We start from the raw sequence: 14999 nt of genomic DNA on the forward strand, positions 1-14999 counted from the left end.
CAGCATTTCGGACGGGCGAATCCGCGGCGCTCAGGACCGCACGCGCTTGCGCAGCACCTCGATGCGCGCCTGCAACTGCGCGACGGTGGCGTGCGAGACGGCGGGTCCGCCGCAGATGCGACGGAGCTCGGCGTGGACGAGGCCGTGCGCCTCGCCGGTCTGGCGCGCGTAGAGCCCGACGAGGCTGTTGAGGAGCTGCCGCTGCTCTTTGAGCGTGCGGTGCAGGGGCTGGGGCAGTCCGCCCTCGTCGACGCTCGGCGGCTCCTGGCCGCTCGCCTTCTCCTTCGCCTCGCGCGAGGAACGGTGGCGGGACTGGCGCGACGCCCGCGTCATGAGCACCTCGTGCACCTGTTCGGGTTCGAGGAGCCCCGGGATGCCGAGGAACTCCTCCTCCTCGACCGTGCCGGGGACGGCGAGCTGACCGAACTCCTGCCCGTCGAACAGGACGCGGTCGAAGTGGGCCAGCGAGCCGAGGGCCTGGTACTCGAACTCCTGCTCGAGCGCGTCGGACGCTTTGTCCTCGCGCTCGGCGGCATCCATCATGTCTTCTTCGGCGTTCCACTGGTCGTCCGCGTCGCTGTCGCGGTCGAGGGCGTGGTCGCGCTGGGCCTCCATCTCTCCGGCGAGCGCGAGGAGCTGCGGCACGTTGGGGAGGAAGACGCTCGCGGTCTCACCGCGCCGCCGGGCACGGACGAAGCGGCCGATGGCCTGGGCGAAGAAGAGCGGGGTCGAGGCGCTCGTGGCGTACACGCCGACGGCGAGGCGCGGGACGTCGACGCCCTCGGACACCATGCGGACCGCGACCATCCAGCGGCTCGTGCCCTTCGAGAACGTCTCGATACGGCCCGAGGCCTCGGCTTCGTCGGAGAGGACGACGGTGACCTTCTCGCCGCTGATGTCCTCGAGGATCGTGGCGTAGGCCCGCGCGGCGGTCTGGTCGGTCGCGATGACGAGGCCACCGGCATCCGGGACCGTCTCGCGCACTTCGGTGAGGCGCCGGTCGGCGGAGCGCAGGACCGCGGGGATCCAGTCGCCGTTGGGGTCGAGCGCGGTGCGCCAGGCCTGCGAGGTGATGTCTTTGGTGTTGTCCTGCCCGAGCTGGGCCTCCATCTCCTCCCCGGCCTTGGTGCGCCAACGCATCTGTCCGGCGTAGACGAGGAAGAAGACGGGGCGCACGACACCGTCGTCGAGTGCGCGCCGGTAGCCGTAGGCGTAGTCGGTGCGCGAGAGACGGATGCCCTTGTCGTTGGGGTGGTACTCCACGAACGGGATGGGCGCGGTGTCGCTGCGGAACGGCGTCCCCGACAGCAGCAGACGCCGGGTGGCGCGGCCGTAGGCCTCGCGCAGCGCGTCGCCCCAGCTGAGCGCGTCTCCGCCGTGGTGCACCTCGTCGAGGATCACCAGGGTCCTGGCATCCATCGTCAGGCGCTGGTGCACGTCGGCCTTCACGGCCACCTGCGCGTAGGTGACCGCGACGCCGTGGTACTGCCGCGACGGGGTGGCGTGCCGGTTGGAGAAGTACGGGTCGAGGCGGATGCCGACGCGCGCCCCCGCCTCGGCCCACTGGGTCTTGAGATGCTCGGTGGGGGCCACGACGACGATGCGGTCGACGACGCGGCGGCGCATGAGCTCGGAGGCGAGGCGGAGCGCGAACGTCGTCTTACCGGCGCCCGGGGTGGCGGCGGCGAGGAAGTCCCGCGGGCCCTTGCCGACGCCGTCCGGCCCGTCGGAGCCGAAGTACTGGTCGAGCGCCTCGGCCTGCCAGGCGCGCAGGCGCTGGGCCGTTCCCCAGGGGGCGCGCTGCGGGAAGGAGGGCGAGAGGTGCTCGGCGGCGAAGCTTCCGAAGTGGTGCTCGTCGGCATCCGCGGCCGGGTCGTACGCCTCGGGGGTGCGAGCCTGTTCCTCCAGCATCGAACCTCCATCCCTCACGAGCGCGAACATCCACGATAGGCGGTTCGGCGACCCCGCGGCGTCGCCCTGTGCATCGTTCCGTCGCCCCATCGGGCATAAACGCGATCCACGCACGGAAACGCGAGGAGAGCGTGTTTCTGCGCGCGGATCGCGTTTATGCGTGAGTGCCCGCGGAGGCGGACGCGGCCGGGCAGTCCGCATGGCGGGGACTCCGCGTCGCAGCGCAGCGCAGCGGCCCCTTGCCGTGTCGCAGCCCGGGGTTAGCCTGGAAGCGGAGGTTTCGATGACACTCGATCCGCACTCGCCCGCCCCGTCTCCGTTCGACAACCCCGGCCCGCACCCCTGGCGCCGCTTCGTCGCCCTCGGCGATTCGTTCACCGAGGGGATCGGCGACCCGCTGCCCGACGGCGGGCACCGCGGCTGGACCGATCGTGTCGCCGAGGTGCTGGCCTCCCAGGTCGACGACTTCGCGTACGCCAACCTCGCCGTGCGGGGGAAGCTGATCGGCCAGATCGTCTCGGACCAGATCGAGCCCGCGCTCGCGCTCAAGCCCGACCTCATCACGTTCTCGGCGGGCGGGAACGACGTCATCCGCCCCGGCACCGACCCCGACGCGGTCTCGCAGCAGTTCGAGGATGCCGTCGTGCGGCTGCGCAGCGGGGGCGCGACGCTCGTCGTCTTCACGGGGATCGACACCGAGTTCACGCCGGTGTTCCGCGGCATCCGGGGGAAGGTCGCGATCTACAACGAGAACATCCGTTCCATCGCCGACCGCTACGACTGCATCGTCGCGGACCAGTGGGGCCTGAAAGAGGTGCAGGACATGCGCTTCTTCGACGACGACCGCCTGCACTACAACACGCTCGGCCATCACGAGATCGCTCGCATGGTGCTGCGCGCCCTGAACGTCCCCAACGACCTCCAGCCCATGCAGCCCGAAGCGCTCACGCCCACGACGTGGCGCGCGGCGCGCGAGAAAGACCTGGTCTGGGCACGCTCGTACCTCGTGCCGTGGGTGCTGCGGCGCCTGCGCCACGAGTCGTCGGGCGACCACGTCCTGCCCAAGCGCCCCGAGCCGCTGCCCGTGATCACCCTCGCCCCGGGCCGGGACCCCGCCGCCTCCCGCGAGACGCAGGTCTGATCTCAGCGCAGCGCGCGACCCAACTCCCACAGCGCGACCGCGCTCGCGGCGGCGACGTTGAGCGAGTCCACTCCCCCGGCCATCGGAATCGTCACGACCGTGTCGGCCGCGGCGAGCGCCCCACGGCTCAACCCGTCGCCCTCGGCCCCGAGCAGCAGAGCGACGCGCTCGTGCCCCGCGGCCGAGAACGCGTCGAGCGTCACCGCGTCCTCCGACAGCGCGAGGGCGGCGAGGTGCAGCCCCGCCTCCTGCAGCAGGGGCTTCGCCCGGGGCCACTCCGGAAGCCGGGTCCACGGCACCTGGAACACCGTGCCCATGCTCACCCGCACGCTCCGCCGGTACAGCGGGTCGGCGCACCGGGGCGTGACGAGCACGGCATCCGCCCCGAGGGCCGCTGCCGAACGGAACGCCGCTCCGATATTGGTGTGGTCGACGATGTCTTCGAGTACGACGACGAGCCGCGCGTCCTTCACGACCTCCTCGACGGATGCCAGGACCGGCCGGTGCATGGATGCCAGGAGCCCGCGGTGCACGGCGTATCCCGTCACCTGTTCGGCGACCTCGGCGGGCACGACGTAGATCTCGGCGTCCTCCCCGACGAGGGCGAGCGCGTCGTCGAGGAACTTCTCCTGCACGAGCACGGAGCGGGGACGATGTCCCGCGCGGAGCGCCCGATCCAGCACCTTCGCGGACTCCGCGATGTACAGGCCCCCCGCGGGCTCGGAGACCCGCCGCAAGGACACGTCGGTGAGGTCGCGGTAGTCGGCCAGGCGCGGATCGTCGGCGGCGTCGAGGGGGATCACGGACATCGTCCCACTCTGCCAGCCTCCTCGGGCGACGGCGTCCGCGGGCGGTCCTAGACTCGATCCGACGGAGGTGGGCATGACGGACACGACGAAGGATGCCGAGACCATGGCATCCATCGATCGAGCCGTCGAGGTTCTCGCCGGTCGTCGCGTGGCCGTCCTCACCGGTGCCGGGGTGTCCACCGACTCGGGGATCCCCGACTATCGCGGCAAAGGTGCGCCCACGCGGACGCCGATGACGGCGCAGCAGTTCCTCGCGAGCGCGGAGGCCCGCCGGCGCTACTGGGTCGGCAGCCACCTCGGCTGGAAGGTGTTCGCCGCGGCCGAGCCGAACGACGGCCACCGCGCGCTCGCCGCGCTCGAGAACGCCGGCGTCTCCAACGGCGTCATCACGCAGAACGTCGACGGTCTGCACGTTCGGGCCGGCAGCCACCGCGTCGTCGAGCTGCACGGCACGATGCGGCGGGTCGGCTGCCTGCACTGCGGTCAGGTGTTCGACCGCCGCGATCTCGCGGCACGGGTCGAGGCCGACAATCCGTGGATCACGCTGCCCGAGAACGTCGAGCTCGGCCCCGACGGCGATGTGACCCCAGCCTCGGCCGAGGGCTTCGTCGTGCCGGTGTGCTCGGTGTGCGGCGGCACGCTCAAGCCCGACGTGGTGTTCTTCGGCGAGTACATCCCCGTCGAGAAGTTCCGCGAGGCCGAGCAGCTCGTGCACGCCAGCCAGGCGCTGATCGTGGCCGGGTCGTCTCTCGTGGTCAACAGCGGCATCCGGCTGGTCGAGCGCGCCCGGCGACGCCGCCTCCCCGTCGTCATCATCAACCGCGGGGCGACCCGGGCCGATCAGCGGGCCGCGGTCAAGATCGACGCCGGCACGAGCGACGTGCTCGGCGCCTTCGCTGAACGCCTGCCCGGGCTCCTCTAGCCGCCCGACGCCGCACGCCCCGCGGCGACGGCATCGACACCCGCGGGTAGGCTCGGACCGTGACGATTCTGACTCTGGTGCGACATGGCGAGACGGCGTGGAACTTCGGAGGACGCATCCAGGGCTCGACCGACATCCCCCTCAACGACACGGGCCGGGTCCAGGCCCAGGGCGTCGCCGAGATCCTGGCCGCCGAGAACGCCGGCCGCGAGGTGACCGTCGTGTCGAGCGATCTGTCGCGCGCGGCCGAGACCGCCGACATCATCGCCGCAGCTCTCGGCACCACCGTGAGCCGCCGGCTGGCCGGGCTCCGCGAGAGGTCCTACGGCGACGCCGAGGGCATGGATGCCGCGACCTTCCACGCGACCTTCGGCCCGTGGGGCACCGCCCAGGTGCCGAACGCCGAAGCGTGGCCGGTCGTGCGCGAGCGCGCGCTCGCCGCGATCGCCGAGGTCGTCGCCGAGACGCCCGAGGGCGTGGACGTCATCGCGGTCGCGCACGGCGCGCTCATCCGCGAGGTCATCATGCACGCCACCGACGGGGAGTTCCCCCGCGCCGGCGAGCGCCTGCCCAACTGCTCCGCCACGGTCTTCCGTCTGGACGGCGAGAGCTGGGAGATGCTGGCCTACGCCGGCGTCGTGAGCTGAGCCCCGGCCCTCACCCCGCCGCGTCCCGGGACCACACCAGCACCGTGCGGGTCGCGGTGGCCACGACCTCGTCGTTCTGCGAGCGGCCGGTGTGCGCGAGTACGACCACGCCCTGACCGGGGCGGGATGCCGACGGCCGCACCGACACCACCTCGGTCTCGGCGGTGAGGGTGTCGCCGACGAACAGGGGCGCGGGGAAGCTCACGTCGCTCAGCCCCAACTGCGCGACGAGCGTGCCCTGGGTCAGCTGCGCCACCGAGAGTCCGACGAGCGTCGACAGCGTCCACATCGAGTTCACGAGGGGCCTGCCGAAGGGCTGGGTCGCCGCGTACGCGGCATCCAGGTGGAGGGCCTGCGTGTTCATCGTGAGGGTCGTGAACAGGACGTTGTCGGCGTCGGTGACGGTGCGTCCGGGGCGATGCCCGTACCGCTCACCGACGACGAACTCCTCCAGATACAGGCCCCGCTGCTCGATCATGCGGCAACGGTACTCCCTGCCAGACCCAGCGCCCGCGAGATCACCAGGAGCTGCACCTCGGTCGTCCCCTCGCCGATCTCGAGGATCTTCGAGTCGCGGTAGTGCCGCGCGACGGGGTACTCGTTGATGAAGCCGTTGCCGCCGAAGATCTGCGTCGCGTCCCGGGCGTTCGCCATGGCCGCGTCGCTCGCGGTCATCTTCGCCACGGCCGCGTCCACCGCGAAGGGCTTGCCCGCGTCGCACAGCCGCGCCGCGTGCACCCAGGCCAGACGCGCGGTGTGGACGCGCGCGTGCATCCGCGCGAGCGTGAACTGCACGTTCTGCTTCGTCGACAGGCGCTCGCCGAACACGGTGCGGCTGCGGGCGTAGTCGACCGCCGCTTCGAGGCATCCCTCGGCCGCTCCCGTCGCGAGCGCCGCGATCGCCACACGGCCCTCGTCGAGGGTGCGCAGGAAGTTCTTGAACCCCTGACCTCGCTCGCCGAGCAGGTTCGCCGCGGGGACGCGTACGGCGTCGAAGGTGAGCGGATGCGTGTCGGAGGCGTTCCAGCCGACCTTGTCGTACGCGGGGCCGACGGTGAAGCCGGCGGTGTCCCGCGGGACGATGATCGTCGAGATCTCGGGGCGGTCGCCGCCCCGGTCGGTGACGGCGGTGACGGCGACGTAGCTGGTGATCGCCGTGCCGGAGTTGGTGATGAACTGCTTCGACCCGTCGATCACCCATTCGTCGCCGTCGAGCCGGGCGGTCGTGCGCGTGGCTCCGGCGTCGCTGCCGGCCTCCGCCTCGGTCAGGCCGAACCCGGCGAGGGCGCGCCCGGAGACGAGATCGGGCAGGTACTCGGCCTTCTGCGCGTCGCTGCCGAACCGGTACAGGGGCATGGCACCGAGCCCCACCCCCGCCTCCAGCGTGATCGCGAGCGACTGGTCGACACGGGCGATCGCCTCGATCGCGACGCACAGCGCGGCGTAGTCGCCGCCCTGGCCGCCGACCTCCTCGGGGAACGGCAGCCCGAACAGCCCCAACTCCCCCATCTGGGCGACGATGTCGAGCGGCAGCTCATGGGCGCGATCGGCCTCGTAGGAACGCGGCGCGATCACCTCGTCGGCGAACTCGCGCACCATCCCGGCGAGCTCGCGCTCGTCGTCGGTGAAGGCCTGCTGGCTGTCGATGCTCACGGGGATCCTCCTGGGGATCGAGGGGACGGATGCCGCGAAGGCGGCGTTTCGAATCGGGTGCGGGCTGGGAGCGCGAGTCCTCGCGCCCGGGTCACCGCAGGAGCATCGCCCGGCCGGGCTCGCGCAGGACGCCGGCGACGTCGGTGAGGAAGCGTGCGGCCTCGGCTCCGTCGACGAGCCGGTGGTCGAACGAGAGGCTGAGGGTCAGCACGTCTCGCAGCGCGATCTCGCCGTGGTGCTCCCACGGGGTGCGCCGCACCGCCCCGACGGCGAGGATCCCGGCCTCACCCGGATTGAGGATCGGGGTTCCGGCATCCACGCCGAAGACGCCGACGTTCGTGATCGAGAACGTCCCGCCGGTCATGTCGGCGGGCGCGGTCCGGCCCGCGCGGGCGGTGCCGGCGAGCTCGGCGATCGCGTCGGCGAGGTCGACGAGCGGCAGGGCGTCGGCATCCCGCACCACGGGGACGACCAGACCGCGATCGGTCGCCGCCGCGATGCCGAGGTTCACGAAGTGGTGCTCGACGATCTCGCCCGCCCCCTCGTCCCAGCGGGCGTTGAGCGCCGGGGTGCGCCCGAGAGCGAGGCACACCGCCTTCGCCACGATCGCGAGGACTCCGATGCGGTGGCCGTCGAGGGCCCGATCGGTCTTGAGCGAAGCGAGGAGCTCCGTCGTGGCGGTGACGTCGAGCGTGAGGAACGTCGTGGCGTGCGGCGCGGTGAAGGCGCTGCGCACCATGGCGGCGGCGGTGTGCTTGCGCACCCCGCGGATCGGCGTGCGCGTGGTCCGCGGGTCGGAGGAGACAGCCGGGGGGACCGTCGACGCGAGGGAGAACGGATCGGCGGAGGCACGCGCGGGGGTCGGCGCCACGGAGGCCGCGCCGGTGGATGCCGCCCGCGCGGCGAACTCCTCGACGTGCGCCCGCGTCACCAGGTCGCCGGGGTAGGCGGCGGCGACGAGGACGAGATCGACGCCGAGGTCTTTCGCGAGCTTGCGCACGGGCGGGGTGGACCGGGGCCGCTCGGGGGCCGAGTCCGCCGCCGCCGCGGGCACGACGTCGTGCGGCGCCGACCGGTGCACCGCGTGCTCGATCTCCGCCGTGGCGGTCGTTCCGGCGGCGCGGGGGCGGCGACGCGGACGGGCACCGGAGGCGGGCGCGGCGCCGTAGCCGACGAGGTTCGGGGTCGCCGCGGGCGCGGACTCCCGTTCCGTCGTGCGGGGTTCGTCGGCGACACGCGGTTCGGCGTCGTCCGCGGCCGGGGTGTCGGCGGCGGACTCCGCGGACCGGGGCGCAACCCCGGGCGGGGTCGGGGTGGCATCCGCCTCTCCCACCGCGAAGGACACCAGGGGCGAACCCACCGCCACGACGTCTCCGGCGGCGGCGTGGATCCCCCGCACGGTCCCGGCGTACGGCGAGGGGATCTCCACGACCGCCTTGGCCGTCTCGACCTCGGCGATCGTCTGGTTCAGACTCACCTCGTCCCCCTCGTCGACGAGCCACTGCACGATCTCGGCCTCGGGCAGTCCTTCGCCGAGGTCGGGAAGCAGGAATTCGGCGATCATCGCGCGCCCTCCGTCCGGGTCGAGGTGGGGGCGAGGAAGGTGACGTGTTCCGCGATCACAGCGCGCCCTCCATCCGGGTCGGGGTCGACGTGCACGGGCTGGGGTGTTCCGCGATCACAGCGCCACCTCCCGGTCTCCGGTCCGCTCGAGCACCGCGTCGACCGCGTGCAGGATGCGGTCGAGGTCGGGCACGTGGTGCTTCTCGAGCTTCGATGGCGGATACGGGATGTCGTGCCCCGTGACGCGCTGCGGCGGCGTCTCGAGGTGGTGGAAGCAGCGTTCGGTGATGCTCGCGACGATCTCGGCGCCGAGTCCCGCCTGGCGCGCGGCCTCGTGCGCGACGACGACCCGGCCGGTCTTGCGCACCGACGCGGCGACGGTGGTGAAGTCCATGGGCGACAGCGACCGCAGGTCGATGACCTCGAGCGAGATCCCCTCGTCCTCCGCGGCGAGCGCGGCGTCCAGCGCCGTGCGGACGAGCGCGCCGTAGGTGACGATCGTCGCGTCGGTGCCCTCGCGGGCGACGCGGGCGAGGTGCAGGGGTGGGGCGTCGGCGAGGTCGGCATCCAGGTCGACCTCCCCCTTGGAGTGGTACAAGCGCTTGGGCTCGAAGAACACGACGGGATCATCGGATGCCACGGCCTGGCGGAGCATCACGTAAGCGTCCTGCGGGGTGCTCGCCGCGACGACGCGCAGTCCCGCGGTGTGCGCGAAGTAGGCCTCGGGCGATTCGGAGTGGTGCTCGGCGGCGCCCACGCCTCCGGCCCACGGGATGCGGATGACCATCGGCATCCGGATCCGGCCGCTGCTGCGGTAGTGGAGCTTGGCGACCTGGCAGACGATCTGGTCGAACGCCGGGTACACGAAGCCGTCGAACTGGATCTCCACCACCGGGCGGTAGCCGCGCAGGGCGAGGCCGACGGCGGTGCCGACGATGCCCGCCTCGGCGAGCGGGGTGTCCACGACGCGCTGCGCGCCGAAGCGCTGCTGGAGGCCGTCGGTCACGCGGAAGACCCCGCCGAGCTTGCCGATGTCCTCCCCCATGAGGAGGACCCGGTCGTCGTCCGCGAGGGCGCGGGCGAGTCCGGCGTTGATCGCCGAACCCATCGTGAGAGCGGTCATGCGATGCCCTCCCCTGCGGAGAATCCGGCGAGGTATTGCACGTAGTCCGCCTTCTGCTGGGCCAGGGCCGCGTGGGGCTCGGCGTAGACGTGATCGAACACCGTCTCCGGTGCGCGGGTGGTCGCACCGATGCAAGCGGCACGGACTTCGGCGGCGAGGCTGTCCGCCGCCGCGGCGACCTCCGCCAGAGCGGAGTCGTCGAGCACCCCGGCGGCGCACAGGTACGCCTCGAAACGCGCGATCGGGTCGCGCTGCGCCCACATCTCCACCTCGTCGGGGGTGCGGTAGCGGGTGGGATCGTCCGAGGTGGTGTGCGGACCCATCCGGTAGGTGACGGCCTCGAGGAAGGCGGGGCCCTCTCCGCGGCGCGCGCGGTCAAGCGCCCACCGCATCGCGGCCGCGCAGGCGAGCACGTCGTTGCCGTCGATCCGGAGGCTGGGGATGCCGAACCCCGGCGCACGACCCGCGATGGGGTACTTCGCCTGGACGGTGACCGGCTCGGAGATCGCCCACTGGTTGTTCGAGCACACGAAGACGACGGGGGCGCGGAACGAGGAGGCGAAGACCATGGCCTCGTTCACATCGCCCTGACTCGTCGCTCCGTCGCCGAAGTACGCCACCGCGACATCCGTCGAGCCGTCGCGCTGAGCGCCCATCGCCCACCCGGTCGCGTGGAGCGTCTGGGCGCCGATGATGATCTGCGGCGGGGCCGCGTTGATCGTGGTGTGGTCGTACGCGGAGTGCTCCTCGCCGCGCCACGCGAGGACGTAGCCCTCGGGCCGCGCGCCGCGGGCCAGCAGCACGCCGTGCTCGCGGTAGCTGGGGAAGACGAAGTCGCCCGGGGCGAGCGCATGCGCGGTGCCGACCTGCACGGCCTCCTGACCGCGGCACGGCGCCCACAGGGCGAGTTGCCCCTGGCGCTGGAGTGCGACGCCCTCGGCGTCGAGGCGACGGGTGAGGACCATGTCACGGTGGAGGGCGCGGAGCTCGTGCGGTGAGAGGTCGGCGATCCAGGGGTCCAGCGCGGAGTCGGCCACGCGGGTGCCGTCCGGTGCGAGCACGCGGGCGACGTCGTCGATGTCGGCGACGGGCTCGGGCGCGGCGTCCGGGGGTGTGGCGGAAGCGGCCGATCCGTGGTCCGGCTCGGTCTGGGTGTACGTCATCGTCATCCCTCCAGGTGCGGCCCGCGATCCTCGTGGGAGCGGGGCGGTCCGGGTGCCGGCAGCGTCGCCGACAGGCCCGACCGTACGCGTGGCAGGCAGGCCGCTCAAGACCTCAGCCGCAGGTTCAGCAATGTGCGCATTGCGGAGACCGAGCATCCTGCTAATGTTTCGCAGCATGACCAAGCTCGACGCGGTCGACCTCGACCTCCTCCGCGCCCTGTCCCACGATCCGCGGGCCACCGTGGTCGCGCTCGCCGAGAAGCTGGGGCTCTCCCGCAACACCGTCCAGGCGCGCATGAGCCGCCTCGAGAAGGGCGGAGTGTTCCTGGCGTTCGAGCGCACGCTGTCGGCCGAGGCCCTGGGCTTCCCGATCGAGGCGTTCCTGCAGGTCACGGTCCGCCAGGCGGAGCTGCCGGCGATCCGCGAGGCTCTCGCGCAGGTACCCGAGGTGCTGCAGGCGCACGGCCTCAGCGGTCAGGTCGACCTGCTCGTGCGCGTGGCGTGCCGCGACACCCAGCACCTGTTCGACACCGACGCGCGCATCCTCGCGATCGAGGGTGTCGAGCGCACCGAGACGTCCCTCGTCATGGGCGAGGTGATCGGCTACCGCGTCGGTCCGCTCATGAACCTGGCGCGCGAACAGCTGTAGGGCCCGTCGACCGCCCGCGGCTCGCGGCGGGCGCGGGCGACGCGGCTACGGCCGATCCCCCGATCCCGTCTACGGCGACGGCACCACCGGGATGGTCGCGGTCTCGGTCCGCTGTTCCACCGGGTCACCGGCATCCATCCGCACGAGCACGACGCCGGCGAGGAGCACCGCTCCCCCGATGAACTGCACGGGCGCGGGGGTCTCGCCGAGCAGCAGCCACGCGAACCCGAGGGCGAACAGCACTTCGCTGAGGCCGACGAACGACGCGACCCGCGACCCGATGAGCGGAACGGCGATGACGCCGAGCGCGTAGCCGAGCGTCGTGGCGACGCAGCCGACCCACAGCAGGGGGATGATGCCGGGCACCTCCATGCCGAGCATCGACACGGTGATCGCGGGCGCCGCGAACGGCAGCACACCGGTGGCCACGAGGACGGCCATGACGATCGTCCCGACGACGAGACCGCCGGCCGCGAGCGCGAGCGGTGGGAGCTCGTCGCCCGCCCGGGCGGCGATCACGAAGTACACGGCCGTGCACGCCGCGGCGCACAGGGCGAAGAGGGTCCCGAGGAGATCGAACCGGGCACCGCTGATGTCGACGACGAGCACGAGCCCGACCATCGCCACGACCGATCCGATGATGACGAGCTTCGAGGGCGCGCGTCGCGTGCGCACCCAGACGGCCGCGACGAGCAGCACCGGCGCGATGTACTGGATGAGCAGGGCCACAGCGACGGGCATGCGTTGCATCGCGGCGAAGTAGAAGAGCTGGCAGCCGGCCACGGCGGTCAGTCCGAAGGCGAGGATGAGGAGGCCGTGGCGGCGCAGGAACCCGGGCTGGCGCCGCACGGCGCGGATGAGCGCGGGGGAAAGCAGCAGGGATGCCAGACCCATGCGCACCAGCAGGACCGCGCCGAGCGACCAGCCGCCCTCGAGGAGCGGCTTGACGAAGGGTCCGCTGGAGGAGAACGACAGCGCCGAGGCGACCGCGATCGCGAGTCCGGTGACGGCCCCCGACGCGCGGTGGGTCGGACGTGGGAGGGTGGCGGAGGAAGTAGTCATGCAAAGCCCGCTGTCATGAGTCAAATACGTTTACACTCGTGACAGTAGAGCCTTCGCCTGTCAGGAGTCAACATGGTCTTCATTCGTGACACCGAACTCGTCCTCCGCGCCACGGTCGAGCTGGTGAACACGCTCCCCCACACCGACACGACGGGGGTCGACACGCTCGTGTCACCCGACCAGCTCGACGACTTCGCGACCCGGCACGCTTACACCGGTTCGCGCACGCGCGACGACCGGGAGCTGGCGGCGGTCCGTGGCATCCGCCCCCGGATCTACGAACTGTGGACGGTCGACCGCGACGAGGCCGTGCCCCTGGTGAACGCCATGCTCCGCGATGGGAAGGCGCTGCCCCAGCTGGTGCGGCACGACGACTTCGACTGGCACATCCACGCCTCCGACCCCGCGGACGCCCTCGCTCAGCGCATGCTCGTCGAGGCGGCGATGGCGTTCGTCGACGTGATCCGCGCCGACGAGTACGCCCGCGTCCGGGTGTGCGACGCCGACGACTGCAGCGGCGTCTACGTCGACTTCTCGAAGAACGGCTCGAAGCGCTACTGCGACGCCGGCAACTGCGGCAACCGCATGAACGTCAACGCCTACCGACGACGCAAGGCGGATCAGCCCGCCTGACACCGCGACCGGATCCCCGGCTCAGCGCTCCAGGAACCCTCGGATCGCGGATGCCGCGGCGGCGGGCGTCTCGTAGTGGATCAGGTGGCCGACGTCGGGGATCTCGACCAGTTCGGCATCCGGGAAGAGCGTGGCGAGGTGACGTTCCGCCTCGATGGGGGTGATGTCGTCCTTCTCGGCCGCGATCAGGAGGGTCGGTTGCGCGATGCGGGGCGCGAACTCGCGCACGTCGTGCGAGACGCTGGTGACGAACGCGTCGTGGAGCACATCGCGGTCGGCGAATCGCGAGAAGTACGCGTCGTGCTGTTCGTGCACGAACCGGCGCAGGTGCGGATCGCGGGTCTTGGCCATGGCGTTGCTCATCACCCGCACGATCACGCCGTTGCGCAGCAGCGCGTCGCCGAGGGCGCGCGGGAGCCGCGCGCCGGCGAGGTAGTAGAAGACGGCGAGGCGCGTGAGCACGCCGCGAGGCCCCTCGAGCGCGGGGGCGCCGATCGGGTTGACGAGGATAAGCCGGGGAGTGGCGAGGCCGCCCGCCACGGCCGCGGACGCCACGATCGAGCCGAACGAATGCCCGAGCACGATCGCCCCCGGCGCGACCGACTCGACGAACGCCCGCAGCCACGCGGCGTACGCGTCGAGGTCGTGCGTGCGCCCGGGGAGCGGGGGCGTCTCGCCGAAGCCGGGCAGGTCGGGAGAGATGACCCGGATGCCGGGCAGATGCGCCACCACGGGCTCGAGTCCGTGGTGCTCGCCGCGGAACCCGTGCACGGCGACGATCGTGGTCGGATCGGCGGCGTCGCCATAGGTCCAGTAGGCCGTCGTCCCACCGAGCACGTCGGCCGTTCCGCGCTCGACCGGGATCTCGGCCAGGAGCGGGGCGTAGGGGTTCGGCATCCGTCGAGTCTAGGCGGCACACGTTCGCTCCGGCCCAGCCGCGGAGCGCCTCGGCGGTCGTGTCGGAGCCCCGATCTACTGTGAGCGCATGACCACGTGGCAGGCCGAGCCGCTCCCTCTGTTCCAGACGCCCGAGTGGGCGCGCGTCGTCGGCGTGTTCGACCTCGAGACCACGGGCGTCGACGTCCGCACCGACCGGATCGTGACGGCGCACGTGGGCGTGCTCGACGCCGACGGCCACATCATCGACGCGCGCGACTGGCTCGCCGACCCCGGCGTCGAGATCCCCGCGGGCGCCGCGGCGATCCACGGTCTCACCACGGCCCACGCCCGCGCCGAAGGAGCGCCCGCCGCGGAGGTCGTGTCGCAGGTCGTCGAGGCGCTGCGGGCTCTCTTCGACGCCGGCATCCCGGTGGTCGCGTACAACGCGCCGTTCGACTTCTCGCTGCTCAAGTACGAGGCGCTGCGCCACGGTGTCGCGCCGATCGACGCCCCGTCGCCGGTGATCGATCCGCTCGTCGTCGACAAGACCTACGACCGCTACCGCCGCGGCAAGCGCACGCTCACCCACGTCGCGGCGCACTACGCCGTGCCGCTCGAGGCGGCTCACGAGGCCTGCGCCGACGCCGTCGCCGCGGGGCGCCTGGCCCTGGCCCTCGCCGAACGCTACGCGGCCTGGCTGCCACCGACCCTCGACGAGCTGCACACGCGCCAGATCGCCTGGGCGCGCGCGCAGGCGGCCAGCCTCACCGAGTACTTCGTGAAGATCGGGCGACTGGATGCCACGGCTCCCCCGCTCGACGGGGCATGGCCGATCCGCTGACGC

15 protein-coding genes are annotated in these 14999 nt (G+C 72.1%); 6 read left to right on the top strand and 9 right to left on the bottom strand.

All coding sequences use genetic code 11. The features are described from left to right. Positions 1-30: 30 nt before the first annotated feature. Positions 31-1911 carry a DEAD/DEAH box helicase gene (locus tag QM517_RS05165; RefSeq protein WP_083734972.1) on the bottom strand — a complete coding sequence of 627 codons (1881 nt, stop codon included), beginning with the start codon at positions 1909-1911 and terminating at the stop codon, positions 31-33. A gap of 283 nt (positions 1912-2194) precedes the next feature. Between QM517_RS05165 and QM517_RS05170 the strand changes: the two genes are divergently transcribed. Next, positions 2195-3052: an SGNH/GDSL hydrolase family protein gene (locus QM517_RS05170; RefSeq protein ID WP_283285647.1), complete on the top strand. Its 858-nt coding sequence runs from the start codon at positions 2195-2197 to the stop codon at positions 3050-3052. Positions 3053-3054: 2 nt separating this feature from the next. Here the strand turns inward: QM517_RS05170 and QM517_RS05175 are convergent, their stop codons facing one another. Then, a complete protein-coding gene (locus QM517_RS05175; RefSeq protein ID WP_283285649.1) occupies positions 3055-3861 on the bottom strand; it encodes a TrmH family RNA methyltransferase in 807 nt (268 codons plus the stop codon). Positions 3862-3934: 73 nt separating this feature from the next. Here QM517_RS05175 and QM517_RS05180 point away from each other — a divergent pair, with 73 nt between their 5' ends. Continuing rightward, positions 3935-4783 (top strand): Sir2 family NAD-dependent protein deacetylase, encoded by an 849-nt coding sequence (locus QM517_RS05180; protein ID WP_077050036.1) that lies wholly within the window; start codon positions 3935-3937, stop codon positions 4781-4783. Positions 4784-4842: 59 nt separating this feature from the next. Beyond that, entirely contained in the window at positions 4843-5430 is a 588-nt protein-coding gene (locus QM517_RS05185; RefSeq protein WP_283285650.1) for a histidine phosphatase family protein, read from the top strand. 10 nt (positions 5431-5440) lie between these two features. Here the strand turns inward: QM517_RS05185 and QM517_RS05190 are convergent, their stop codons facing one another. The 5 genes from QM517_RS05190 to pdhA form a co-directional block, all read right to left on the bottom strand. Next, on the bottom strand, positions 5441-5908 hold the full coding sequence (locus tag QM517_RS05190) for a MaoC family dehydratase (RefSeq protein ID WP_077050034.1): 468 nt from the start codon (positions 5906-5908) through the stop codon (positions 5441-5443). Beyond that, positions 5905-7083, bottom strand: coding sequence for an acyl-CoA dehydrogenase family protein (locus QM517_RS05195; RefSeq protein WP_077050033.1), 1179 nt, complete (start codon positions 7081-7083; stop codon positions 5905-5907). The genes QM517_RS05190 and QM517_RS05195 overlap by 4 nt, the downstream gene beginning before the upstream one ends. A gap of 91 nt (positions 7084-7174) precedes the next feature. After that, on the bottom strand, positions 7175-8647 hold the full coding sequence (locus QM517_RS05200) for a dihydrolipoamide acetyltransferase family protein (RefSeq protein ID WP_283285654.1): 1473 nt from the start codon (positions 8645-8647) through the stop codon (positions 7175-7177). 114 nt (positions 8648-8761) lie between these two features. Then, positions 8762-9769, bottom strand: a complete 1008-nt coding sequence (locus QM517_RS05205) for an alpha-ketoacid dehydrogenase subunit beta (RefSeq protein WP_278101543.1) — start codon at positions 9767-9769, stop codon at positions 8762-8764. Further along, positions 9766-10932: a pyruvate dehydrogenase (acetyl-transferring) E1 component subunit alpha gene (gene pdhA / locus QM517_RS05210; protein ID WP_283285657.1), complete on the bottom strand. Its 1167-nt coding sequence runs from the start codon at positions 10930-10932 to the stop codon at positions 9766-9768. The genes QM517_RS05205 and pdhA overlap by 4 nt, the downstream gene beginning before the upstream one ends. A gap of 175 nt (positions 10933-11107) precedes the next feature. On the opposite strand from pdhA, the gene QM517_RS05215 reads away from it, so the two are divergent. After that, a complete protein-coding gene (locus QM517_RS05215) occupies positions 11108-11581 on the top strand; it encodes an Lrp/AsnC family transcriptional regulator (protein ID WP_283285659.1) in 474 nt (157 codons plus the stop codon). A 69-nt stretch (positions 11582-11650) separates the two neighbouring features. Here the strand turns inward: QM517_RS05215 and QM517_RS05220 are convergent, their stop codons facing one another. After that, a complete protein-coding gene (locus QM517_RS05220) occupies positions 11651-12643 on the bottom strand; it encodes an EamA family transporter (protein WP_283285661.1) in 993 nt (330 codons plus the stop codon). 72 nt (positions 12644-12715) lie between these two features. Between QM517_RS05220 and QM517_RS05225 the strand changes: the two genes are divergently transcribed. Then, a complete protein-coding gene (locus QM517_RS05225) occupies positions 12716-13276 on the top strand; it encodes a CGNR zinc finger domain-containing protein (protein ID WP_278101540.1) in 561 nt (186 codons plus the stop codon). 21 nt (positions 13277-13297) lie between these two features. Here QM517_RS05225 and QM517_RS05230 read toward each other — a convergent pair whose 3' ends face one another. Beyond that, positions 13298-14173, bottom strand: coding sequence for an alpha/beta fold hydrolase (locus QM517_RS05230; RefSeq protein ID WP_283285663.1), 876 nt, complete (start codon positions 14171-14173; stop codon positions 13298-13300). A gap of 88 nt (positions 14174-14261) precedes the next feature. On the opposite strand from QM517_RS05230, the gene QM517_RS05235 reads away from it, so the two are divergent. Next, the gene (locus QM517_RS05235; protein ID WP_283285665.1) at positions 14262-14996 is read left to right on the top strand and encodes an exonuclease domain-containing protein; all 735 of its coding nucleotides are present in this window, start codon (positions 14262-14264) and stop codon (positions 14994-14996) included. The last annotated feature ends 3 nt before the right edge of the window (positions 14997-14999 follow it).

Origin of the sequence: Microbacterium sp. IEGM 1404 (assembly GCF_030056775.1) — a bacterium.
Classification (GTDB): domain Bacteria; phylum Actinomycetota; class Actinomycetes; order Actinomycetales; family Microbacteriaceae; genus Microbacterium.

Excerpts from the sequence above, each read along its gene's own strand:
- QM517_RS05165 (WP_083734972.1), bottom strand. The coding sequence starts at position 1,911 with ATGCTGGAGGAACAGGCTCGCACCCCCGAGGCGTACGACCCGGCCGCG.
- QM517_RS05170 (WP_283285647.1), top strand. The coding sequence starts at position 2,195 with ATGACACTCGATCCGCACTCGCCCGCCCCGTCTCCGTTCGACAACCCC.
- QM517_RS05175 (WP_283285649.1), bottom strand. The coding sequence starts at position 3,861 with ATGTCCGTGATCCCCCTCGACGCCGCCGACGATCCGCGCCTGGCCGAC.
- QM517_RS05180 (WP_077050036.1), top strand. The coding sequence starts at position 3,935 with ATGACGGACACGACGAAGGATGCCGAGACCATGGCATCCATCGATCGA.
- QM517_RS05190 (WP_077050034.1), bottom strand. The coding sequence starts at position 5,908 with ATGATCGAGCAGCGGGGCCTGTATCTGGAGGAGTTCGTCGTCGGTGAG.
- QM517_RS05200 (WP_283285654.1), bottom strand. The coding sequence starts at position 8,647 with ATGATCGCCGAATTCCTGCTTCCCGACCTCGGCGAAGGACTGCCCGAG.
- QM517_RS05205 (WP_278101543.1), bottom strand. The coding sequence starts at position 9,769 with ATGACCGCTCTCACGATGGGTTCGGCGATCAACGCCGGACTCGCCCGC.
- pdhA (WP_283285657.1), bottom strand. The coding sequence starts at position 10,932 with ATGACGTACACCCAGACCGAGCCGGACCACGGATCGGCCGCTTCCGCC.
- QM517_RS05215 (WP_283285659.1), top strand. The coding sequence starts at position 11,108 with ATGACCAAGCTCGACGCGGTCGACCTCGACCTCCTCCGCGCCCTGTCC.
- QM517_RS05220 (WP_283285661.1), bottom strand. The coding sequence starts at position 12,643 with ATGACTACTTCCTCCGCCACCCTCCCACGTCCGACCCACCGCGCGTCG.
- QM517_RS05225 (WP_278101540.1), top strand. The coding sequence starts at position 12,716 with ATGGTCTTCATTCGTGACACCGAACTCGTCCTCCGCGCCACGGTCGAG.
- QM517_RS05230 (WP_283285663.1), bottom strand. The coding sequence starts at position 14,173 with ATGCCGAACCCCTACGCCCCGCTCCTGGCCGAGATCCCGGTCGAGCGC.
- QM517_RS05235 (WP_283285665.1), top strand. The coding sequence starts at position 14,262 with ATGACCACGTGGCAGGCCGAGCCGCTCCCTCTGTTCCAGACGCCCGAG.